This is a genomic window from Streptomyces sp. NPDC101166 (assembly GCF_044768125.1).
GTDB lineage: Bacteria > Actinomycetota > Actinomycetes > Streptomycetales > Streptomycetaceae > Streptomyces.
Map to the genome: position 1 here is coordinate 1 of NZ_JBIWPF010000001.1, position 20,489 is coordinate 20,489.

General features: G+C 68.7%; 19 protein-coding genes and 4 pseudogenes. 12 read left to right on the forward strand and 11 right to left on the reverse strand.

Annotation, left to right across the window (positions count from 1 at the left end; all coding sequences use genetic code 11):
* Nucleotides 1–129 precede the first annotated feature (129 nt).
* Nucleotides 130–732, reverse strand: coding sequence for a hypothetical protein (locus ACIRS4_RS00005; protein ID WP_404187628.1), 603 nt, complete (start codon nucleotides 730–732; stop codon nucleotides 130–132).
* A 715-nt stretch (nucleotides 733–1,447) separates the two neighbouring features.
* Between ACIRS4_RS00005 and ACIRS4_RS00010 the strand changes: the two genes are divergently transcribed.
* Together ACIRS4_RS00010 and ACIRS4_RS00015 are read left to right on the forward strand one after the other, a co-directional pair.
* On the forward strand, nucleotides 1,448–1,900 hold the full coding sequence (locus tag ACIRS4_RS00010; RefSeq protein WP_404187630.1) for a MarR family winged helix-turn-helix transcriptional regulator: 453 nt from the start codon (nucleotides 1,448–1,450) through the stop codon (nucleotides 1,898–1,900).
* A gap of 582 nt (nucleotides 1,901–2,482) precedes the next feature.
* A complete protein-coding gene (locus ACIRS4_RS00015; protein ID WP_404187632.1) occupies nucleotides 2,483–3,289 on the forward strand; it encodes an IS5 family transposase in 807 nt (268 codons plus the stop codon).
* Here ACIRS4_RS00015 and ACIRS4_RS00020 read toward each other — a convergent pair.
* Nucleotides 3,207–3,746 carry a hypothetical protein gene (locus tag ACIRS4_RS00020; protein WP_404189698.1) on the reverse strand — a complete coding sequence of 180 codons (540 nt, stop codon included), beginning with the start codon at nucleotides 3,744–3,746 and terminating at the stop codon, nucleotides 3,207–3,209. The two genes, ACIRS4_RS00015 and ACIRS4_RS00020, sit on opposite strands and share 83 nt — an antisense overlap.
* A gap of 69 nt (nucleotides 3,747–3,815) precedes the next feature.
* Here ACIRS4_RS00020 and ACIRS4_RS00025 point away from each other — a divergent pair, with 69 nt between their 5' ends.
* Together ACIRS4_RS00025 and ACIRS4_RS00030 are read left to right on the forward strand one after the other, a co-directional pair.
* On the forward strand, nucleotides 3,816–3,980 hold the full coding sequence (locus tag ACIRS4_RS00025; RefSeq protein WP_404189701.1) for a DUF6192 family protein: 165 nt from the start codon (nucleotides 3,816–3,818) through the stop codon (nucleotides 3,978–3,980).
* Between the two features lie 308 nt (nucleotides 3,981–4,288).
* A pseudogene (locus ACIRS4_RS00030) lies at nucleotides 4,289–4,720 on the forward strand (transposase); the annotation flags it as partial.
* Between the two features lie 76 nt (nucleotides 4,721–4,796).
* Here the strand turns inward: ACIRS4_RS00030 and ACIRS4_RS00035 are convergent.
* The 3 genes and pseudogenes from ACIRS4_RS00035 to ACIRS4_RS00045 form a co-directional block, all read right to left on the reverse strand.
* Nucleotides 4,797–5,234 (reverse strand): VOC family protein, encoded by a 438-nt coding sequence (locus tag ACIRS4_RS00035; protein WP_404187634.1) that lies wholly within the window; start codon nucleotides 5,232–5,234, stop codon nucleotides 4,797–4,799.
* A 565-nt stretch (nucleotides 5,235–5,799) separates the two neighbouring features.
* A pseudogene (locus ACIRS4_RS00040) lies at nucleotides 5,800–5,955 on the reverse strand (AAA family ATPase); the annotation flags it as partial.
* Between the two features lie 104 nt (nucleotides 5,956–6,059).
* Nucleotides 6,060–6,740: a TetR/AcrR family transcriptional regulator gene (locus ACIRS4_RS00045; protein WP_030578230.1), complete on the reverse strand. Its 681-nt coding sequence runs from the start codon at nucleotides 6,738–6,740 to the stop codon at nucleotides 6,060–6,062.
* Nucleotides 6,741–6,848: 108 nt separating this feature from the next.
* Here ACIRS4_RS00045 and ACIRS4_RS00050 point away from each other — a divergent pair, with 108 nt between their 5' ends.
* Nucleotides 6,849–7,814, forward strand: a complete 966-nt coding sequence (locus ACIRS4_RS00050; RefSeq protein ID WP_404187636.1) for an NAD(P)-dependent alcohol dehydrogenase — start codon at nucleotides 6,849–6,851, stop codon at nucleotides 7,812–7,814.
* Nucleotides 7,815–7,835: 21 nt separating this feature from the next.
* Here the strand turns inward: ACIRS4_RS00050 and ACIRS4_RS00055 are convergent.
* A protein-coding gene (locus tag ACIRS4_RS00055) for an IS5 family transposase (protein ID WP_404189704.1) occupies nucleotides 7,836–8,695 on the reverse strand; the annotation gives its coding sequence in 2 pieces (ribosomal slippage) (nucleotides 7,836–8,344 and nucleotides 8,344–8,695; 861 coding nt in all).
* 171 nt (nucleotides 8,696–8,866) lie between these two features.
* Nucleotides 8,867–9,466 (reverse strand): TetR/AcrR family transcriptional regulator, encoded by a 600-nt coding sequence (locus tag ACIRS4_RS00060; RefSeq protein ID WP_404189706.1) that lies wholly within the window; start codon nucleotides 9,464–9,466, stop codon nucleotides 8,867–8,869.
* A 55-nt stretch (nucleotides 9,467–9,521) separates the two neighbouring features.
* Between ACIRS4_RS00060 and ACIRS4_RS00065 the strand changes: the two genes are divergently transcribed.
* From ACIRS4_RS00065 to ACIRS4_RS00075, 3 genes and pseudogenes are all read left to right on the forward strand, one after another.
* The gene (locus tag ACIRS4_RS00065) at nucleotides 9,522–9,986 is read left to right on the forward strand and encodes an SRPBCC family protein (RefSeq protein WP_404187638.1); all 465 of its coding nucleotides are present in this window, start codon (nucleotides 9,522–9,524) and stop codon (nucleotides 9,984–9,986) included.
* Between the two features lie 111 nt (nucleotides 9,987–10,097).
* A pseudogene (locus ACIRS4_RS00070) lies at nucleotides 10,098–10,172 on the forward strand (hypothetical protein); the annotation flags it as partial.
* A 171-nt stretch (nucleotides 10,173–10,343) separates the two neighbouring features.
* Nucleotides 10,344–11,139 (forward strand): annotated as a pseudogene (locus ACIRS4_RS00075) (IS5 family transposase); the annotation flags it as partial.
* Nucleotides 11,140–11,157: 18 nt separating this feature from the next.
* Here the strand turns inward: ACIRS4_RS00075 and ACIRS4_RS00080 are convergent.
* Nucleotides 11,158–13,476, reverse strand: coding sequence for an FG-GAP-like repeat-containing protein (locus ACIRS4_RS00080; protein ID WP_404187640.1), 2,319 nt, complete (start codon nucleotides 13,474–13,476; stop codon nucleotides 11,158–11,160).
* A gap of 247 nt (nucleotides 13,477–13,723) precedes the next feature.
* Here ACIRS4_RS00080 and ACIRS4_RS00085 point away from each other — a divergent pair, with 247 nt between their 5' ends.
* A complete protein-coding gene (locus ACIRS4_RS00085) occupies nucleotides 13,724–14,224 on the forward strand; it encodes a hypothetical protein (RefSeq protein ID WP_404189827.1) in 501 nt (166 codons plus the stop codon).
* Here the strand turns inward: ACIRS4_RS00085 and ACIRS4_RS00090 are convergent.
* The gene (locus ACIRS4_RS00090; protein ID WP_404187642.1) at nucleotides 14,173–14,403 is read right to left on the reverse strand and encodes a transposase; all 231 of its coding nucleotides are present in this window, start codon (nucleotides 14,401–14,403) and stop codon (nucleotides 14,173–14,175) included. The genes ACIRS4_RS00085 and ACIRS4_RS00090 overlap by 52 nt on opposite strands.
* 71 nt (nucleotides 14,404–14,474) lie before the next feature.
* Between ACIRS4_RS00090 and ACIRS4_RS00095 the strand changes: the two genes are divergently transcribed.
* A complete protein-coding gene (locus ACIRS4_RS00095) occupies nucleotides 14,475–14,981 on the forward strand; it encodes a hypothetical protein (protein WP_404187644.1) in 507 nt (168 codons plus the stop codon).
* Nucleotides 14,982–15,534: 553 nt separating this feature from the next.
* Here the strand turns inward: ACIRS4_RS00095 and ACIRS4_RS00100 are convergent.
* Nucleotides 15,535–16,134, reverse strand: coding sequence for a CGNR zinc finger domain-containing protein (locus ACIRS4_RS00100; protein ID WP_404187646.1), 600 nt, complete (start codon nucleotides 16,132–16,134; stop codon nucleotides 15,535–15,537).
* A 38-nt stretch (nucleotides 16,135–16,172) separates the two neighbouring features.
* Here ACIRS4_RS00100 and ACIRS4_RS00105 point away from each other — a divergent pair, with 38 nt between their 5' ends.
* Nucleotides 16,173–17,375, forward strand: a complete 1,203-nt coding sequence (locus tag ACIRS4_RS00105; RefSeq protein WP_404187648.1) for an MFS transporter — start codon at nucleotides 16,173–16,175, stop codon at nucleotides 17,373–17,375.
* A gap of 190 nt (nucleotides 17,376–17,565) precedes the next feature.
* Here the strand turns inward: ACIRS4_RS00105 and ACIRS4_RS00110 are convergent, their stop codons facing one another.
* Nucleotides 17,566–18,465 (reverse strand): MerR family transcriptional regulator, encoded by a 900-nt coding sequence (locus ACIRS4_RS00110; protein WP_404187650.1) that lies wholly within the window; start codon nucleotides 18,463–18,465, stop codon nucleotides 17,566–17,568.
* 586 nt (nucleotides 18,466–19,051) lie between these two features.
* Between ACIRS4_RS00110 and ACIRS4_RS00115 the strand changes: the two genes are divergently transcribed.
* A complete protein-coding gene (locus ACIRS4_RS00115; protein WP_404187652.1) occupies nucleotides 19,052–19,753 on the forward strand; it encodes a response regulator in 702 nt (233 codons plus the stop codon).
* Nucleotides 19,754–20,489 lie beyond the last annotated feature (736 nt).

Consider the following 20,489-nt stretch of genomic DNA (forward strand, 5'->3'; position numbering starts at 1 on the left):
TGGAACAGCTCCCATAACTCGTCCGGCACCAGCCGCTCAACTATCCCCACCACGGCCGACAGCCTACCCAGGCAACCAAATGAGATGACGTCTTAAGCGGCAAGCCGGCCGCAATTGTTCCGCCGGGATTCAGCCTGTCGGCCAGTACGGGAGATCAGCGTGCCGGACCTGGTATCCGCCCTTCGTGACCGGGGCGAACGGGGCCGGTGCCAGGCAGGAGTTCACCTCGTCCCTATGCGCCTCGGAGCCGGGAGTCCAATTCACCCCGCCGTCCCAGGAGAAGCCCACCCGGTCGCGTGACACTTTTCCGGGCCTGTCCTCGCCACCGTCTTGGACACTGACTCCCAGCCGCATGCCCACCCAGTCCGGGCCACCGGCGCTCACCTCGGTGATGACGGCGGTCAGGGTTGCGGTGCCGGGTGCGGTCACCAGGCAGTCGACCGTGCCGGTGGCCGTGGCCGTCCTGCCCTCCCCGGGTGCGTAGTGGGAGATCCTTACCGTCCCGTAGGCGTCGGTCGGTAACCCACTGGCCGATTGAGGGATCGGCCTGCTGTAGGGAGCGGCATGTGCTTCCACCGTGATCGAACGGATGTGGTCATCGTCCAGATACGGCAGCCGGAACTCGGCGGTCCCGGTCACGCTCGCGTGCAGCGGCCGTTGTGCCGACTTCCCGGCCGCCGTCGCGCCGGTGACGCCGGTGGCGCAGACCGCCAAGGCGGCCGCAGCCGCCATGGATGCGGCCTTGCGTGTCGGGAAAAGTGACCGCACGGGTTTCATGGAGCCTCCAATATTCGTGTCGTGCAGGGGAGGTCTCCCCCGCTCGCATTGATCCTCGGCTTCACACGGTCGCCAGGTCGTCGGTCCTGAGAAGCAACTGCCCGGCGCGTGTGTGGTCCTGTGGTCGAACTCGGTTTCAGGGGGAAGGCCGATGCTCGCGCAGCGGCCGCGAGGTCTGCCAGCAGCTGATTTGCGCCCGATCAGCGACAGCCGCGACGACGGACGTAGGGCTGTAGGCCGGTCCGGGCGCGGGCCCAGGTCTCCGTCGGATCGAACGCGTCCGAGCGCCAGGTGGTGGAGGTCAGGGCACCTCTCCCCCGGTACGCGCGCATGATCTCGACGTGTGGCGGCCAGGCGACGAACCGTTGCAAGGCAGTCTCGTCGCGCCAGACAGCCACGGCACCGCAGCGACGGGCGGTGGGGCGCGCCCAGAGCCACATCCCGTACGCCCCTTCCAGCTCTGGCCAGCCCGTCGCGAGTCTGCGGGCCGCGCGGTGGATCCCGGGCAGGTCCGTGACCCTGTCGAGCCTGAAGTCGGTGACGCTGACCAGGACGGGGCCCCGGCGGTCGTGGTCCGGCCCGGGTATCCATGGCGACCTCAACATATTCGTAAGCATGCGCTTACGATCTACTTGAGCATACGATTTGTCAACGGGCTACTTTCATCCACATGAACGCAGCTCCCGGGAACGCGTCCCGCCTTGACCTAGCCGCGATGGTCGTCCCCCTGGGCCGTGCTCTGATGGCCGCTGAACAGCCGGTCCTCGACGCCCACGGTCTGACCATGTGGGCGTACGCGGTGCTTTCCTACCTCGATGAGACGCCGCTGCGCACCCAAGCCGCACTGGCCGAGGCCATCCATGCTGACAAGACCCGGATCATCGCCGTACTCGACGACCTGGAGTCCCGCGGGCTGCTGACCCGTCGGCTCGACCCCAAGGATCGCCGGGTGCGCCTGCTCTCCCTCACGTCCGAGGGCCGCCAGCTCCGGGACCTCGTCCAAGCCGCCGTCCAGAACCGCGAGGAACGCATGCTCGGACAGATTCCAGCCGCTGACAGGGAGACATTCCTGCGGAGCCTGCGCACACTGTACGAGGTGAGCCAGAGCCGTCCAGGTCGCTGAACGGCACCTCACCCCTACCGCCCAGGTGAAACCGGCCGGGCTCCTTTCCGGCTGCGAGGGCGTCCTGACGCGTCGGACGGCTGCCGTGCTGGTCCAGCCGGATGTCTTGGTGGAAGTTGACGTCGACGTCGCACGCGACAGCGCCGGACGGTTACGGCGAGGTCCTCGGACTCGCCGGCCTTCGTCGGTTCATGGGCCATCCGGTGATTCTCCGCTCGCCCACTGACAACGGCCGTAGGCATCATCAGGGCGTATGACCGGGACTCTCCTGCGGTGATCCGCTCCAGCCCGGTGACCTTGGCAAGGGCATGTCACTGCCTGTTCTCTATCCGCTCGCGTGGTCGGGCAGGTTCGAACGGGGGCCTGGTTCGGGTGAGTTGTCCGGGTCGGGTGCATGAGGGAAGGGCCTCTTGGTAGCTCGCGGATGTCGAGTCCAGCGAGAAGCAAGAGGCCCTGTTGTCGAAGTGTCGCGTGGTCGTGGGCGCCGAGTCCAGTTCGTCCACTCGTGGGTGTGACTGCCTCGCCCACAGGTTCGGGAACGCGGTCGACCGGCCGCAGCGCCGGCCCCGATACGGCTCGGACATGAGCGATGCCGAGTGGGCCTCGGTGAGGGACCTTCTGCCGGTGCCGGGCTGGCTTTCGGGCCGCGGCGGGCGTCCGGAGGGCTACTGCCACCGGCAGATGATCGACGCAGTGCGCTACCTCGTCGACAACGGCATCAAGTGGCGGGCAATGCCCGCGGACTTCCCGCCCTGGCCGCGCGTCTACGCCTTCTTCGCCCGCTGGCGGGACGCGGGACTGGTCACCGAGCTGCACGACCGGCTGCGGGAAGCCGTCCGCGCCGGCGAAGGCCGCAGCGCCGAGCCGAGCGCGGGGGTCGTGGACTCGCAGTCGGTGAAGGCAGACGCCACCGTCGCCTTCGGCTCACGGTGCTTCGACGCGGGCAAGAAGATCAACGGTCGTAAGCGGCACCTGCTCACCGACACGCTCGGACTTCTCCTGGCCGTGCTGGTCACATCGGCGTCCGCGACTGATCGGGACGGCGCCCGGTCCCTTCTGCCAGCGGCGGCCGGCCGCTTCCGGCGGCTGGCCCCGGTCTGGGCCGATGGCGGCTACACCGGGCACCTCACCGACTGGACCAGCCAGCACCTCGGCCTCGTCCTCGACATCGTCCGCCGCAGTGAGGACGTCCGGGGCTTCCAGCCACTGCCCCGCCGCTGGGTCGTCGAGCGGTCCTTTGCGTGGTTTCTGCGCAGCCGCCGCCTGGTCAGGGACTACGAACGCCGCACCGACACGAGCGAATCCGTCATCCGCTGGTCGATGATCGCCCTGATGAGCCGCCGCCTGGCCGCACGATCTCGTCGGCCTGCAGTCCTGACGGCAGGGTGAACCTCCTGGGCTTGGTCTCCACCAGCCAGCCCCTTTCCACCAGCCTCTTCAGCCGTGCTCTCGCGCCCTCGACGCGTGAGGCCGAGGCACTGTCCCAGCCAAGCACCACGGCCGCCCGCCGGGCCCTCAGCCCGTCGTTCCCGGCCTCGGCCGCGGCTGCCATCACCGCCTGGTAGTCCACCGACAGGTCTTCGACCCCGGCCGCGTTCTGGCGATGCGGCACCGCACGGCGCGGGCCCACCGGCGTCCTCGGCGACGGGCCAACGACTGTCTCGGCTGGCTGTTCCTCCTCGGCGAGCGCTTCCAGATACTGCTCGAGGCCGATCGTCCGAAGCCTGAGAACCTCCTCGGCATCCGCCAAGTCTGCCCGCACCCGCTTCAGTTCCGCTTCGAGCTCATCCACCCGCACGGCAGCAGCCCTCCGCCGCGTTTCCAGGACCGCCCGCATCGACGGCATCCGCCACCCCCACCGACTCGATCGGGCCTGGTCGGGTCCTGCCACAGCTATGTCGCCGCCCTGGGCAGGCTGGTTCCGCGGCTACGGGGCCAGGAGTTCACCGAGGACGAGCGCGAGACCGTCCGAAGGGGCATCGCGAAGGTGAGGGCGGCGGCCGACTGGCTGGAATCGGCGGTCGACCACGGCGAGTTCACCCTGGACGAGCAGCTCGTCCAGCTCCTCAAGGGCGAGTAGCCGTGCCCCGCGCGGCACGGCCGCTCGCGGAGCACTACGGCGACCTGGTCCGCGCCTCGCCGATCGAGGCCCGTCCCACCGGGCATCACGGGCACGCTCGATCCGCACCTGGCCCGCTGCCCCGACGACGAATGGGACCAACTCGCCGTCGCCCAGCTCACCGGGGCCCGCGCCCCCCTCGCCCAGCTCACCAAATAGCCGGTTCCCGCCGGCCCGATCCCTTCTACCGAGCCCGACATGCCCACCGCCACGCGCCGCCGCTATCCCTCCAACACCACCACCGCCGAATGGGCCCTGCTCGAACCGCGAGACACCTCGCGGTGGACACGAAGGGCTTCCCCGTCATGATCTTGGTGACGCCCGCCTACATGACCGACCGGAACGCCGCCCGCGAACTGCTCTGGCGGCTGCGTCTGACGCATCCGCAGATCACGCAGGTCTGGGCCGACTCCGCCTCCGCCGGCCAGCTCGTCGACTGGGCCCGCGACTTCCTCCACATCACCCTCAAGACCGTCCACCGGCCCAAGGGCGCCAAGGGCTTCGTCGTCCTCCCATGTCGCTGACGTGTCGAGCGCACGATCGGCTGGACTATGCGGGCCCGCCGCAACGCAAGGGACTACGAACGGCTCCCGCAGCACAGTGAGGCACATCTGCCCTGGTCGCTCATCACGTTGATGACCAGGCGCCTCACCCGCAAAGGCCCCCGCACGGACAGCTGGACGAAGAAGACCCCGGCCACCACCGGCTGACCCCGGGGCCCGGCAGGGCGCACCGTGTCACTCAGCGTCGTCCTGAAGAAGCGGACTTAACGCCCTCTCAGACCACGCAGAACTCGTTACCCTCCGGATCTGCCATCACCACGTGATCCGGCCTGCCCTGCAACTCGTCCTCGCGGACCACAGTCGCACCCGCAGCGGTCAACCGCTCGACTGCCTTGACCACACGCGGCCAGCGCACCTCCCACGGCGTTTCACGGCCACCACCGACTTGCACGTCGAGGTGCAACCGGTTCTTCACCAACTTCGGCTCCGGCACCTTCATGAAGGACAAAGTGGGGCCTACGCCGTCCGGATCCAAGAGATACGCCCCGTCATCCCACTCGTCCTCCGGAACGCCATGGTGCGAGAGCCAGTCCTCCCAACTCCCGAACCCTGCGGGCGCGGGCTTCTCCGCATAGCCCAATGCCAGCGCCCAGAACGCGGCCAGCCTGGACGGGTACGCGCAGTCGATCGTCAAGGTCCACTTGGTCGCCATGAGCCCTCCCCAATCTGATGAACGGATCGTACCGGGCACCTCTGACACCCCCGGCCCGCAACTTCGCGCGTGCCCCCGTGGGTTGACGAACGGCGGCACGGCACACCGAGGAAGACCCTCCGCTTCCCGGTTCAAAAACACCTCCACCACAGCGGAGGCGATCCTCCTCCCACCATCAGCCACGGGGGAAAAGGACGCCTCATAGACTCCCTGACCGGTCCAACTCCGGTGCATGAAAACGACGTCGCCTTCGGCGAAGACGTTCCACTTCTCATCCATGTCCCGGGCTCGACATCCGCGCCGGATCCGGTCCCAGCCCTCGTCAGTCCAGACACGATCCGGCAACTGAGACACCGGCCCTGGGCGCGCTGATCGGGTGGAGGCGTCGGAACAACTCTCGTGTGAGCGGGGCATCGGCAGTCATGACGTGATCCTATGGATGCACCACTCCAACAGGACGGCGGCTTACTTCCAACTGGGCAGAGGCCGAACCTCAGCCATCTTCGGACGCGTCCGCAGCTTCCTGAACAGCGACCTTGCCAGGCAGCTACACCGCTACGGATAACCGCAGGGACTTCGCCCGAGGCAAGCCGGCCGCCTTGATCCTGCCTTCCGACCTGCGGCGGGCACGTTCGTCGCATTCGGCCATCAGCAGTTCGGTGAGGAAGCCGCGGTAGGTCATCTGGTCCTTCATCGCCCGGTCGGCGATGTCGGAGAACTCGTTGCTCGTACGGCTTCCCCCCAGGACCTGATCGACGCTTAGGGCCTGTTGCGAAAGTGGCGCGGTCACCCGAAGGGCGGCCACGCGGCAGGCGCCGCTTCGTATCAGGCTCCGGAGGACCGCTGTCCCTGGGAGCCGTGGGCCGCGAGCGGAAGACTGCGCAGCGACAGTGCGCTCGGCGCTGGCAGCGCTCCGTGGGCCGCCTCGGCGCGGAACGACTGGAGCAAGTACGCCACCAGACGCCGGGACGCGGCACGGTCATCCGGCAATGCGGTGACCAGACCGCAGTGGGACAACAGGGCCACGGCAAAGTCGGAGGGGTGGAAGTCGGCCCGCAGCACGCCCGCCGCCTGAGCCCTGCGGACCAGGGTCATGAAGTCCCGCTCGGCCTGTTCCCGTACCCGCGCGTGTTCTCGCGTGCTGTCCGGAAAGGCCGCGACGAACGCGGCCGGGAAGCCCCGTTCCTCCCGTTGTAGTTCGCAGACCGTCTCGACCAGTCGCTGGAAGCCCTGCCACGGATCGGGGTCGGCCAGCGCCTCGGTGAGCGCCCGAGCGCAGGTGTCCATCTGGTGCGCGAACGCGGCCCGCACCAGTGCGTCCCGCGTCGGGAAACGCCGGTACAGCGTCGCCACGCCGACCCCCGCCCGCCGGGCCACGGTCGCCATGGGCGCGTCGATGCCGTGCTCGGCGAAGACCACGCGGGCAGCCGAAAGGATGCGCCGCCGGTTGCGCCGGGCGTCCGCCCGCAGACTGTCCTGCCCCGCGATCCGAGAGGATTCCCCCACCGCTGTCTCTCACCTCCGGTCAAATGGACGATCTCGTCCGCTTGCCAGCCTACGCTCGGCGCCACGATCCCCCGCACGACCACTGGTGGCGAAGGTGAGAACGCAACGATGGACGACCGCACGATGAAAGCCGTACTGTTCGACCGCTTCGGCGGCCCCGAGGTGCTGTATGTGGGCCGGGTGCCACGTCCCGGACCGGCACCCGGCGAGGTCCTCGTGCGCGTGCGCGCGTTCAGCGTGAACGGCGGCGAACTGGCGGCCCGTTCCGGTCGGGCCCGCCTCATCACCGGCCGGAAGTTCCCGCAGCGCATCGGGCTGGACTTCACTGGCGAGATCGCCGCACTCGGCACCGGCGGGACCGGCCTAGCGGTCGGCGACCAGGTGTGGGGCGTCCTGGGCCGCAGCTCCGGATTCGGCAGCGCCGCCGAGTACGTGACGGTACGGCCCGAGCGGCTCGGCCGGGTCCCGGACGGACTGGACCTCGTAGCCGCTGCCGCGCTGCCGGTGGCCACCACGGCCGTCACGGCCCTCCGCGACAAGGCCGCACTGCGCCCCGGCGAACGGCTGCTTGTACGGGGCGCGGCGGGCGGCGTCGGCAACGCCGCCGTCCAGCTGGGACAGGCGTACGGTGCCGAGGTCACGGCCCTGGCCCGCGCTGCCAACCTCGACTTCGTCCGTACGCTCGGTGCCCACCACGCCGTCGACCACCGGACCGTGTCCCCTGCGGAACTGGGGCTGTTCGACGTGGTCCTCGACACGGCGGGCACCGACCTGCGTACCGTACGGCGGATGCTGAAGCCGGGCGGACGCATGGTCACCATCGCCTTCGACCTGACGCGGCCCGCCGCCTCGCTGGGCTACATCGCGGCCAGCGCCGTCCACGGACGCGGCCGGGTGCGCTTCTTCAGCGGCAACCCCGAACGTGCGCTCTTCGACGACCTCGCCCGCCAGGTGACAGAGGGGAAGCTGCGGCCGGCGGTGGACACGGTCTTCCCGCTGGAAGAGACAGCGGCCGCACACCGGGCGCTGGAGGCGGGCGGGGTGCAGGGCAAGTACGTGGTCAGGGTCGACTAGGGTTTGTTGGAAAGGTGCTGGTCACAGCCACTCGTTGAGGACTGCGACCAACACGGTCGCCTCGTAGCGGACGGCGAGCTTGTCGTATCTCGTGGCCACGGCCCGGTGGCGCTTGAGGCGGTTGATCCCGCACTCGACGACATGCCGCTCGCTGTAGTCGGTTTTGTCGAACTTCGGCGGCCGACCGCCTCGGGCACCGAGTTTCTGGCGGTTGCGGACGCGGTCGGCGGGGACCGGGATGGTCGCCTTGATCCCGCGTCTGCGCAGGTAGGCCCGGTTGCGGCGGGAGTCGTACGCTTTGTCGGCCCGCACCCGGTCCGGCCGCCTGCGGGGCCTGCCCGGACCAAGGCGGGGTACCCGGATGGCTTCCAGGACCGGCTCGAATTGCGGCGAGTCACCCCGCTGGCCGGCTGTGACCACGACGCTCAGCGGCTTCTGCCCCTGCTCGACGGCAAGGCGGATCTTGGTGGTCAGGCCGCCTCGGGAACGTCCGAGAGCATGGTCGGCCGGCTCAACGGCAATGCCGCCGGGCGGTTCCTTTTGCAGATCCCCTTTTTCGAGGCCCCGGCGGCGTGCTGGTGGGCCCGGCAGACGGTGGGGTCGATATTCACGTCCCAGGTGATCAGGCCCTTCGCGTCCGCCTGAGCTTGGAGCTGAGTGACGATCCTGGCCCAGGTGCCATCGCGCTGCCAGCGCCGGAACAGGTCGTAGACCCGTTCCCAGGGCCCGTAGCGTTCCGGCACATCACGCCAGGGAGCACCGGTACGGGTCCGCCACCGGATGCCGTCTATCAGCTGCCGTCGCGTCCACACCGGCGGACGGCCCGGCTTGATGCCCTGCGGCAACAACGGCTCAAGCCGGGCCCACTGTCCATTCGTCAGATCACCACGCCATACAGGGCGTGATCATCCACGGCCAAGATCCACTTTCGCAACAGGCCCCAGTGCTCCAGCTTTGGATTGTGATCTTGATCGGGGCAGCCAGGCCGTGGGACCGTCGTTCGAACGGTGGCACGACGTCTGGCCCAGCCGCTTTGCCTGATCGGTGACTCGTCACTCCGAGCCGTAGTACATCAGGAGGAACTCCTCCATCGCCGCGTCAACGCCGGCGCGGTCACCGGTAGCGAGCAGGTCGAGCAGCAGACCGCGGACGGTGGCGAGTCCCAGCCTGGCCCGGTTCCGGGCCGCGTCAGGCTCCGCCCCCGCACCGACCTCGGCGGCTACGAGCGGCTCCAGCCAGTCCGTCACCAGCCCTTCGAGGACCGGGGCGGCCTCGGGGCGGCCGCGCAGCGCATGCCCGCAGATTTCGAAGAAGAGCCGCTCCTGACCGGCCAGCCGAGGGTCCGTCAGTTGTCGCCACAGCATCCGCGCGACATCGGCGGGCGAGTGACCGGGCTCCAGGCGGAGCCGGGACAGCACATCGCGCTGGCGCCGCTCCGACGTCCGGACGATCTCAACGAGCAAGCGTTCCTTGGAACCGAAGTAGTGGATCAGCATGCGGTGACTGACACCGATCGCGGCGCCCAGCCCGCGCAGGCTCAGGTCCGCTATGCCGTGTGCCGCAACGTGGTCGACAGCCGCGTCCACCAGTTGTGCGCGCCGATCCCCATGCGCTCCTTGCTCGGCCTCGCCCTCAGGGTGCGAGTCATCCATGGTGTCCACGTCACGACTGTACCAATCGGTACATGCCGCATGTACCGTGTGGTACATGAAGCCTGTCACCGTGTCGATCGACGTACCTCAGACTCCCGAGCAGGTCTACGGCTTCCTCGACGTCATGGCCCACCACGAGCGGTTCACCGACCACTACCTGACCAACTGGCGCTACAGCGGCCCCGCCCGGGGCGTCGGATCGTGCGCCACCGTCACCGCCGCGCTGAGCGGCACGAAGACCGATGTCACTATCAAGGTCATCGAGGCCGATGCGCCGCGGCGCATCGTCGAACACAACGTCAGCGCGGCCGGCCGGCGACTGGCTCACGGCACCTACGCCATCGAACCGCTGCGAACCGGTGGGACCCACATCTCGTTCACGTACACGTGGGTGCGCGCCCCTCTCGCCGACCGGCTGCTGGCCCCAGTCGTGCGGCCCACGATGCGGCACGCCAACCGCACGGTCATGCGACGCCTTGCCATCGAGTTGGCTCGCCACGTGTCCGCCGCCGAATCCTGACGGCTGTATCTGCCGCCCCTTCTCCTCAGCGCCGGACTGGCACCCACGGGGCCCTGCCCTCGGGCACAGACTCCTGTAAATGGCACTGCGTCCCCCTTTCGCGTCGCCGAGTTGGAGAACACCGACCTGCCCGACTCTGGCGCCCGCGGGATCGTGTGCGTGGACGCCTTCGGCGGTGCCGCCGACCGCAACGCAGCACTGCGTGAACTGGGACGTGCTCTGGTTCCGGGCGGCCGGCTGGTGATGGCCCGGCCGCGCGACTTGGCACCGCCCCGGCCTGGAAGGAGCAGGCCCGCGCCGCCGGCCTCACGATCGAGCACGTCGACGAGCGGCCCGCCGAACCCGCGCTGTGTTCGTTCAGCAGGCGGCCGAGACAGAGACAAGCAGGTGGTGAGCCCCGGTGCCCGTGGGATGGTCTACAAGATCCGGACCGGAGCCTCCTGGCGGGACCTGCCGGAACGCTACGGACCGCGGAAGACGGTCTACACCCGCTTCCGCCGCTACGCCCTGGACGGCTTGCTCACCCGAGCTCATCGCGCAGATCCAGGCTCGCGCGGACCCGGCCGGGACATCGACTGGCTCGTCCAGATCGACTTCACCATCGTCCGCGCCCGCCAGCACGCCGCCGCGACGGGACGAAAGGGGGGATCCACCGGCCGGACGAATCGGACGATCACGCCCTCGGCCGATCCCGAGGAGGACTGACCACCAAAATCCACCTCGCCTGCGACTGCCGCGGCCGTCCCCTCGCCGTCCTGCTGACCCCAGGCCAACGCCACGACAGCACCTGTGAACGCCCCCTGCTGGAACGCATCCGCGTCCCGCGAACCGGCCTCGGCCGCCCCGCTGCAGACCCGACCAGATCGTGCCGACAAGGCCTACAGCTCCCGCGGCTTCCGCGCCTACCTGCGCAGGCGCGGCATCGCGCGCACGATCCCGGAGAAGAACGACCAGCAGCGACACCGCCGCAACCGCGGCCGCCACGGAGGCAGGCCACCGGCATTTCGACCGGCACATCTACCGTCGGCGCAACGTCGTCGAACGCTGCTTCAACCAGCTCAAAGGCTTCCGCGGCATCGCCACCAGATACGACAAGACCGCCACCTCCTACGAGGCAGCGGTCAGTCTCGCGTCATTCCTACTCTGGGCAAGATCCGTTTGGAAACGGACCCTAGTTGCCGCCGCGGTTCAGCCAGGCGCGGACTGCGCCGCCGTCGTAAACCACCAGATAGTCGGCCTTGCCGTCGCCGCTGATGTCGGCGAACTGAACATACTTGCGCGGGTAGTTGGAGGCGTGGGCCCAGTCGTAGCGGGCCTGGAAGCTGCCGTTGCCCCCGCCACCGCGGTTGAGGAAGGCATGCACCGCGCCCTCCACGCCGACCTGAAGGTAGTCGGCCTGGCCATCACCGTCGGCATCGGCGAACCGGACGGCTTCCAGCGATGAGCCCCGGGTGCCACCGGCCCAGTCGAGCCACAGCCGCCAGGCCGGCGGCTGTGGTCCGCTGCCGACCTGCCCGCTGTTGGGATCCCACATGTTCCGGTACACGTGGACCGCGCCCTGCGCGCTGACCCGCAGGATGTCGTCGCGCCCGTCCCCGGTGACGTCCGCGAAGCGGAGGTTGTCCCGGTTGAACGACTCCTCGTCGAAGGCGGTCCCCGCGTAGACGAACCTGAGTCTGTCGCCCGGCCCGCGGAAGTTGATGTAGGCCCGTACCTTGCTGTCGGAACTGACTACCAGGTAGTCGTCGCGTCCGTCCCCGTTGAGGTCGGCGAACCGTACTTGGTCCGCATCGACGCCGTCTTCCGGGGCGTAGTCCCCCACGTCCACCCAATGGGGGTGTCCGGGTGTGCCGACGGTGTTCACCGACGCGCGGAAGCTGCCGTCCTGACGGACCTGCAGGTAATCGGCCCGCTGGTCGCCATTGAGCTCGGTGATGATCGTGCGGCCTATGGTGTCGCCGTATCCGGGGGCGATCACGCCCAGCTTGCGCCATCCCGAGCCGAGAGCCGTCTCGCCGGACCCTATGGGAGAGTCCCCAGGGTCCGACGAACCGACGGGAGAGTCAGCGGGATCGCAGTCGTCAGGCCCTTCCTCGGGCAGCGGGGTCTGAAGCCAGCCCTTGGCGTTCGCCGCCAGTACGGCGCCGTACCAGGCATCGGCCATCTTGGCGTATCCGGCGTCCGTCGGGTGTGCGTCGTTCTGCAGTCCGTCACTGATCAGCACCCGCTTCATGTCCACCAGGAGCACGTGCCTTCCCTCGCCCTGCAGGTCCCGCACCATGCCGGGCAGCGCCGCGTTGTACGCGTCGATGCGTGGCTGCAGCCCGGCCTTGCCGGTTGGGATGAGCTGTGCGACCAGCACCGTCGCACGTGGTGAGTCCGCCAACGCCTCGTTGATCAGCTTCTTGAGCCGGGTCGGGGCGGACGACAGTTGGTAGTTCTGGTTCATGTCGTTGGTGCCGGCGTGCAGGGTGATCACGTTCGGCTGGTACCGCGGGACGCTGCAATAGGCGAAGGCACCGATCTCGTCGATCCGGTCGCCCGGGTGGCCCTCGTTGTCGCGGTCGCTCATCGAGCCGGCCTTCACCGTCCCGACGAAGTCGACGCTGCTCGCACTGTTCTTCAGGTGGTCGTACAACTCGTCGCGGTATCCGTTCCCGTCGGAGCTTTCCACGCCGTAGGTGATCGAGTCTCCGAGCGGCATCACCCGCAGCGGGGTACGCAGCCCACCCCAGTCCCTCATCGTTTCATTGAGGAGATCCTCCAGCTCCTCGAGCTGGTGACCCAGCCCGTCCGCCTCCTCGGCGATCCCGTTGCCGAACCAGGAGCCGAGCCAGGGCACTCTGCCCCTGATCCAGGTGCCGACTCTCTTGATGGCATCGGCGAGATTCGCCTTCGCCCACGGGGCGATCCACTTCTCCCACACGACGCCGCCGGCCAGTCCGATCAGCCCGGCGATGATGATCTCGCTGGTCGCCTTGGGGGTGCCCAGGGTGTTGTTCAACACGTTCGTCATGAGCGCCCCCATGACGCCGGTGATCGCCCCCTGGATGGGAGTGCACACGACCGGGATGGTGGCGGCACCCACCCCGGTGGCCGTCAGAATCGAGATGCAGATCGCCCTGACCCCGTATCCCGTGGTCCAGGCGATCAGCCCGGCGGCTACGGTCTTCCAGGACCACGAAGTGGTGATCTCCCCGGCCGGAACACTGACGACCAGCCCGGCGTCGTCGGAGGCCAGGTCCACCGTGCCGTCGAAGTTCGGCCACTGCGAGGTGTCGAAGGCGGTTCCGCTCACCTGACCGTCCACGAGCGCCTGCTTGACCGCGGGGCCCAGTCCGCCGTGCTCCCTGATGTCCGCCTGCATCTCCGGCACCATGTCCCGCAGCATGGCGGGCTCCACGCCGAGGTCCGACGCGTTCAGGGTGAAAGTCAGGTCCCGGTCCGCCGCTGACGCCGGGGACGTCAGGCCCGGTAAGAGCGTCACCACCACGGACATGATCAAGACCAACAGGCCAGTCGTCCTTCGAGTGTTCACGCACACCTCCAGATGTGGAGGTTGATCGTTTCCGGCCCAGATGAGTCCGGCATGAACCGCGCGTAAACGGCCGCAGGCATCACACGCACCCTGCTTCAGGTCACGCAGCCCGCCTCCTCGAAGAATCGCTCACGGTCGTCCTCAACGCCGCGGTGGCCGCCATCGCCCGCTCCCGCTCACCGGCCGGGGCATCGTGCTCGTGCCCCAGGGCACGAAGTTCCCCATCACTCCCAACCAGGGCGACGAGGAAGACGACCTGATCGAGGTCCTGATGACGGTCGCCGTGACCGCCGCCAAGGAACCCGACTCAGCAGCGGCCACCGTCCCGATCCTCCTGGAAGTCCTGGCCGACCAGATCCGCAACATCAAGCGGCTGACGTTCGAATCCGACTTGGACCCCCTCGCCATCCAATTGCGCGAGGAGGCCACCCATGCTGTGGGCGCCTTCTCCGGAGATACGGAACGTGTCTGCCGACCGCGCTGGCGGTGTTGCGCCCAGCGGACGGCAGGCGGTGCCGCCAGGCCCGTCAGGGCGAACATAGCACCCACGACGTACCAGCCCGGGCGACCCCAGGTGATGCAGAGCGCGATGAACAGTCCAGGCCCGAGGGCCTCGGCGAGTCCGGCGCCCAGGCAGCGTCTTGTCGATCACGTCTCGAGCCAGATGAGTGTGCTGGCCAGGGTGAGGGCGGCGAGGTAGCGGCTGGGCTGTTTGTCGTAGCGGGTGGCGATGCCGCGCCACTGTTTGAGCCGGTGGAAGCAGCGTTCGACGCCGTTGCGGCGTCGGTAGACGGCTCTGTCGAAGCCGCAGGGCCGTTCGCGGCGCCGTCGTCGGCCCGCGCGAGTTGGTCGACGCGCTCCCAAATGGTCGCAGGGCATTTCATGCGGCTGCCAATGGACCGGACTTGAGGTTCACGAGCGCCCATTGACGGGCGTAGTGAGAACCACCCTTGCAGCGATCATTGCCGGGATGGCGGGGCAGCGGCAGGCTCGAGCTGAGCATCGCCACTGGCGTCGCCAACTGCGCCGGGATGCTTATGCCGCCTTCACAATCAAAGCTGATGGGGGTTCATGGGGCGCTGAGGGGTATCGAAGCCGAGTTGGCCAGACCCGGCCATGATCTTGACGGGCCGCGCGGTGCTCTGGACGAAACCCGCAGATCGATTCGAGAGGATCTGGCCGATGCCCGGACTGCCGTCGAGCTCGAAGGCCCGGAGGAACTGGCTCGTATGGCAGGCGAGTTGACCACGTCGCTGTCAGCCTGCGCAACAGCGATCCAGGCGAGAACGCTTGGCCGAGAGGGCAGAGACGCGCTTGGGGCGAACGAGTCCCATCGCATCCGGCGTTTCCTCAACCATGCGTCGAACAAGCTAGAGCAGTTTGTGAGCCATGCCCGCAAGGCCATCGACGTGTGGGCGGGGGATGCGCCCAGAGGGGGAAGGTCGCTGCCGCGCTGAAGAGGAGTACCGAGCACAGACGCTGCGGGCGGCCCAGGAGCAGGCGAACGACCATGCAGCCCTTGCCCGAAGCTTCTCCATCGTGTCGGCGAGCTCCTCGGCGGTCTCGTGGCAGTTGTCGACCTCGAAGAACAGCAGCGGCACTTGGTCCTGCGGGGCGGTGAGGGCGATGTCGGCCTGGGCTCCGCGTGCGGGGGGTCCCCTTTGTCCGCGGTGTGACCGTGGCGGGTAGCGGACGTGGTTCAAGGAGAAATGCGGCGGTGGTCGGGGCGGTAGCAGAGGTGGACAAGGGGCATGGTCGGGTTCGTGGTCGGGCCGACCCCGGCTGGACAAGGGGGCCGGGTTTGGCCCTTGCGGTCCAGATGTGACTTCGATCGACAGGTGACCCCGCGCCCTCGGGCGTCGACGAGGTCGGCGGGTTGTGAGGATCTGTAGTTGGTTCCCGCGCGGATCGATAGGTGGCTCTGGCGAGCGAGTCCCTGGTGCGGGTCGTTCCGGCCCGACGTTCGGTGGCGGCGTGATCTATTGCAGGTCGATTTTGCTGCCACGCGCCCTACTTGGTTCCGCTCGGCTGTTCGCCGGCGGAGTGCGAGCGTCGATGGGCTGCGACTCGTTCGCGGGTTGCGCATCGGCGGGAGCAGTAGCGGCGTTCCGGGCCGCTGCCCTGGCTGATGAAAACGTTCTGGCAGCTGGGTGATGCGCAAGTCCTGCCGGGCGGGCGCTGGCGGTCCCAGACGAGGACGGTCAGAGCCATGCACGACGAAGCGAGGAGCCAGTCATCCCAGGGCGCGTTGTCGTCGTGATCGAGGTGAGGATGCCAGGGGGTGCTGCCGCCGTGCGAGGTCAGGCGGAGCGGTCCGGTGTGTTTTTGCAGGAGGCGGTTGAGAGTGACTGCGGCGTCATCGGCATGCTCCGCGGCGAAGACTTGCCGCAGCAGGGCGGCGGCTGCACGCATCCCCGCGACATCGCGGGAAGTGAGGTCGATGGGGTCTGTCTCACCGTAGGTGCGGAGCACGTCGGCGACCTCGGCCGGGTCTGGGCAGTCGTCAGCGAGAGCGTTGATCAGGGCGGCGGTGCGCCGCGCCGTGGTCAGCACGGAGTGCCGGGTGGACCAGTCGTCACTGTTGAAGGACACCAGTGGAATGTAACGCATCTTGCTGATTTTTACGTTAGCTCCGTAACGTCTTGCCAATGAGAGAGCGTTACTTACTCCCCTTCTACTTCTCTGGAGCCGTGGCGGCACGTGCCGGGGACGAGATGTCAGGACCGGCGCTGATGCTGGCAGGGTTCGCCCTGGCCGGATCGACCACCGACGCGTCGGCGCTGCTCGCGGGAATAACGATCTCCGCCGCGGTAGGCGGGCCGGTGCTCGGGGTGCTCCTCGACAGGGCAGCACGGCCGGGACGATTGCTGGCTGGGGCGCTCGTCATGTATGCGGCGGGGGTGGGGGCGATTCTCGTGGGTCTCAGCCGGTTGCCGTTCACTGTCACCGTCCTGATCGCCGTGGTGACGGGGCTGCTGGGGCCGGCCCTCTCCGGCGGATGGACATCCCAACTGCCCCGAGTGGTGCATGGCGACCGCCTGCTTCGGGCGAACGCGTTCGACTCCATGACGTTCAGCGTGGCGAGTCTGGCCGGTCCGGCTCTCGCCGGAGGCATGGCAGAGATGCTTGGAGCCTCTACGGCCGTGGTGGTCTCCGCAATGCTCATCACCCTCGCGCTGCCCGCCGCGTGGATGCTGCCCACCCGTCCCGGCCGGGTTCGGGGCGCTCAGACAACTCCGGTGATCAGCGACCTGGTTGCCGGAATGCGGATCATCCTCGGGAAGCCGGCCTTGGCCCGAGCGACCCTCACTTCGGTCATCACCTGTATCGCTCAGGGCATGCTGACGGCGTGCGTCCCGCTCCTGGGCGAGCGTGTTCTGGGTGGGGCCGGCCACGGCGCGATGCTGCTCTCCTGCACGGCGGTCTCCGCACTGGTGGCCAACGCTGTACTCGCCCGGTTCCCGCGTTCGGTCGCCCCCGACACGATCCTCTGGGCCAGTGCTCTCGTCCAGGCTGTGGCGCTGGCACTGGCAACATGGAGTCAACCCGTCGTGCTCATCATGGCCGTAGCCATAGTGGGGATCGGTGAAGGTCCTCAACTGGCCGCGTTGTTCGCCGTCCGTCACCGGGAGGCCCCGGAACGCCTGCGCGGCCAGATCTTCACCACCGGCGCCAGCCTGAAGATCACCGGATTCGCCTTGGGGACCGCGGTTGCCGGACCGGTCGTGGTGTGGTCCCTTCCAGGCGCTTTGGCGCTCGCAGCGGGTGTGGCGGCCCTCGCGGGGCTGGCATTCTTCACGATTCCGTCGGCCGGCACGGCCAGCCCTAAACGATCGCTCGACCTTCGATGACAACGCTCAACCTCCGCTGTGACAGGTCACGGCAACCAGGTGTCAGCTCGCGTCCTCGCGGCTTCCTCCGGCTCGGAAGGGTCTCGGGAGGGCGGACATCATCTGGGTGCGGAGGGACGCCGTGGTTACGTTCGCGCTGCACCACTCCGGGCTGCTCTTGTCGGGCCGGCCCTGCGCGCGCCGACGCAGGTCAGCAGGTCTGAGGGGTGTCGCTGTCCTGATCGGCCGGGTGGAGCAGTTCGATGACGCGTTCCTCGTACCGGACACGGGCCGGGGAGAAGTCGTACGGCATCTTGCCGACGGCCTCCAGTGTGCTCATCGTCGCCTCGGCTTCTTCCTCGCCGGCGTGCTCGTCGTGCTGGTCCAGGAGGTCGTCGAGGGCCTCGTCCAAGCCGGATCTTTCGATGGTGGCTCCCAAGGCGGTCTCATGAGCACACCGCTGGGCGGCCAGGTCTTCGATGCGGGGGTCGTCGGGAGACATGGCGTCGTCCAGGGCCGCCTCGGCCTCGACCAGGCGGTCCTCCTCGGCCCGCAGCTCGGGGTGGGTGGCGAGGACGATGAACCGGTCGGCCTGGACGGCGGCGCCCACCGGGCCGAAGGTGCGCTCCGTGACCAGAAGGGTTTCGAGATCGGCCGGGCGCAGGGCTCCGGGCGGCAGATCGCGCAGGCGGCCGCTGACCAGCGGTGAGAGCAGGCCCAGGGGGCTGCCCACCTCGCGGAGACGGTGCACCGCGGCCCGCTGGGCTTCGAGGGCGGCCGCCTTGGAGGCGAGGGACTCCTCCAGCCGGGCCAGGGACTGCTCGATGCCGGTGGCGCCCTGCTCGATGCCGGTGGCGCCCTGCTCGATGCCGGTGGCGCCCACAAAGCCGGCCCGGATGTCGTCCAGGGAGATACCCGCATCAGCCATCTTGCGGATCCACAGCAGGCGGATCATGTCGTCGTATCCGTAGCGGCGGCGGTCGTCGCTGCCGCGTTCCGGTTCGGCGAGGAGCCCGATGGCGTGGTAGTGGCGTATGGCGCGGGGTGTGGTCCCGGCGAACGCGGCGGCATCGCCGATCTTGACCCGGCGGGGAATCAGAGGAAGGGGCATGCGAGGGAACCTCTCATTGTCGTGCTCGCCGCCTACTGGACCACATGCCGCTACGGCACATGCAAACCCCTCTGCCGTGGGCGTGCCGGTCGCTCCCGCACCAACGTCTCGGAGGGGCAGATTCGGGAACGGAGCAGGGGTACGGGATTCAGTCAACGAGTGCCGACAGGGCGGCGGCGTCCCTGGTCGCAGGTGAGTGGTGATCCGGCCGTCGGGCAGTTTCCGCAGCCAGTCGCGGTCGGCCAGCCTGAGCTGCTTCCCGCGCAACCGCTCCAGCCTGGCCCGCACGCTGACGTCCGCCCCAAGCACCTCGCCCACCTGCCGAGCCATGACCGGCCCGGCAGCCTCCCGCACGATGGGCGGCGTGCGGAACTGGACGAACTCAAAGAACAGCTGGCCAACCAGCTGGCGGATCGTACGGATCGCCGCACGGGCAGAGAAAACGTCCCAGATGAGCAGATTCGGGAGTGATCCGCTCCAGCAGCTCCGGATCCATACACCGGATCGCAGAAGGCCGTCCGCCCGCCGCGAGCAGGAATCGGGAAGGCGCCCTCGGTGTTCCCTGCACGTGAGGCAGAATCCTGCCATGCCCAGTCCAACCGCCAACGGGACGCCCATCCGGGTCCTGATCGCCGACGACCAGGAGATGGTCCGCACCGGGTTCCGCTTCTTCCTCGAGGCCCAGCCCGACATCACCGTGGTCGCTGAGGCCGCCGACGGCGAGGACGCGGTGGCGCTGGCCCGGCGGGAGCGACCGGACGTGTGTCTGCTGGACATCCGGATGCCGAGACTGGACGGGTTGGAGGCGACTCGGCTGCTTGCTGGGCCCGACGTGGCCGACCCCATGCGGGTGGTCGTGGTGACCACCTTCGACCTCGACGAGTACGTGTACGGCGCGCTGCGCGGCGGCGCGTGCGGGTTCCTGCTGAAGGATTCAGGGCCGACGCTCCTCGCTGAGGCGGTCCGTGCCGCCGCGGCCGGTGACTCGCTGGTCTCCCCGTCGGTCACGGTCCGCCTCCTCAAGCACATCACCGCTCCGCAGGCCGCCTCCGCCGCCCGGGCGAAGCCGGCGGCCCCGAACGGGGAAGACCTCACGGACCGCGAACTCGATGTCGTCCGCCTGGTCGCCCTCGGCCGCACGAACGCCGAGATCGCCGCCGAGTTGTACGTCTCCCTGTCCACGGTCAAGACACACCTGTCCAGCGTCCAGCTCAGACTGGCCGTCCGGAACCGGGTCGAGATCGCGGCCTGGGCCTGGAAGAACGGGTACGCGCAACCCGGCGCATGAGACGCCGGTACGATGCGTGCCGACTCTCTGAGGGCAAGGGTTCGGTGGCGTTCTCCGCCTCGTACAACGCCGACCAAGGCAGGCTCGCCGCGGTCGGGGACCCGCTGCCGGCCGCGGCAACGGTGGTCGTGGCGCGCGAGACCACGCCGGGCGTGGGGGCCGCGGCTTCGTAGCCGCTCCAGCCGGTGCGGTCGACGGTGACGTTGACGTTACTGCCGAACGTCGAGGGCACGTGCTGGATGACGGTGTCGACGGAGCCGGAGGTGCCGTCGACCACGCGGATCTCGGATCCCACGAGGCGTTCGGGCAGATCGGGCTGCATCTGGAACAGCCCGATCCCACGAGGCGTTCGGGCAGATCGGGCTGCATCTGGAACAGCCAGTGCCAGTACCCGGAGGCGGGCGAGGCGTCCAGGCGACGGAGCACCTCCCGGGCGGGCACGATGTCGAGTACGGCCAGCCGCTCCACCTGCTCCGGGCGGTCCAGGGCCCAGCGGTGCCCCACCCGGGCACCGCGGTCACCCGTCGTGGGCTTGTCGCTCAGGCCGCAGCCGCGCGGGTCGGGTGCCACGACGGTGTGGTCGGCGACGAGACCCGCCGGCACCGGACGTCAGCACTGGAAGGTCTGGGGCCAGCCGTGGAGCAGAACGAGAAGAGGGGCGGATCCCGCTCGGACAACGTGCAGGCGGACCCCGTCCACCTGTGTCACGCCGGTCTTCACTGTCGGCTGTCCCACT

Bases quoted from the DNA above. Each gene is read 5' to 3' on its own strand.
- ACIRS4_RS00005 (WP_404187628.1), bottom strand. From the start codon at position 732: ATGGCGGCTGCGGCCGCCTTGGCGGTCTGCGCCACCGGCGTCACCGGC.
- ACIRS4_RS00010 (WP_404187630.1), top strand. From the start codon at position 1,448: ATGAACGCAGCTCCCGGGAACGCGTCCCGCCTTGACCTAGCCGCGATG.
- ACIRS4_RS00015 (WP_404187632.1), top strand. From the start codon at position 2,483: ATGAGCGATGCCGAGTGGGCCTCGGTGAGGGACCTTCTGCCGGTGCCG.
- ACIRS4_RS00020 (WP_404189698.1), bottom strand. From the start codon at position 3,746: ATGCCGTCGATGCGGGCGGTCCTGGAAACGCGGCGGAGGGCTGCTGCC.
- ACIRS4_RS00035 (WP_404187634.1), bottom strand. From the start codon at position 5,234: ATGGCGACCAAGTGGACCTTGACGATCGACTGCGCGTACCCGTCCAGG.
- ACIRS4_RS00050 (WP_404187636.1), top strand. From the start codon at position 6,849: ATGGACGACCGCACGATGAAAGCCGTACTGTTCGACCGCTTCGGCGGC.
- ACIRS4_RS00060 (WP_404189706.1), bottom strand. From the start codon at position 9,466: ATGGATGACTCGCACCCTGAGGGCGAGGCCGAGCAAGGAGCGCATGGG.
- ACIRS4_RS00065 (WP_404187638.1), top strand. From the start codon at position 9,522: ATGAAGCCTGTCACCGTGTCGATCGACGTACCTCAGACTCCCGAGCAG.
- ACIRS4_RS00090 (WP_404187642.1), bottom strand. From the start codon at position 14,403: ATGCCCTGCGACCATTTGGGAGCGCGTCGACCAACTCGCGCGGGCCGA.
- ACIRS4_RS00100 (WP_404187646.1), bottom strand. From the start codon at position 16,134: ATGCGTTACATTCCACTGGTGTCCTTCAACAGTGACGACTGGTCCACC.
- ACIRS4_RS00105 (WP_404187648.1), top strand. From the start codon at position 16,173: ATGAGAGAGCGTTACTTACTCCCCTTCTACTTCTCTGGAGCCGTGGCG.
- ACIRS4_RS00110 (WP_404187650.1), bottom strand. From the start codon at position 18,465: ATGCCCCTTCCTCTGATTCCCCGCCGGGTCAAGATCGGCGATGCCGCC.
- ACIRS4_RS00115 (WP_404187652.1), top strand. From the start codon at position 19,052: ATGCCCAGTCCAACCGCCAACGGGACGCCCATCCGGGTCCTGATCGCC.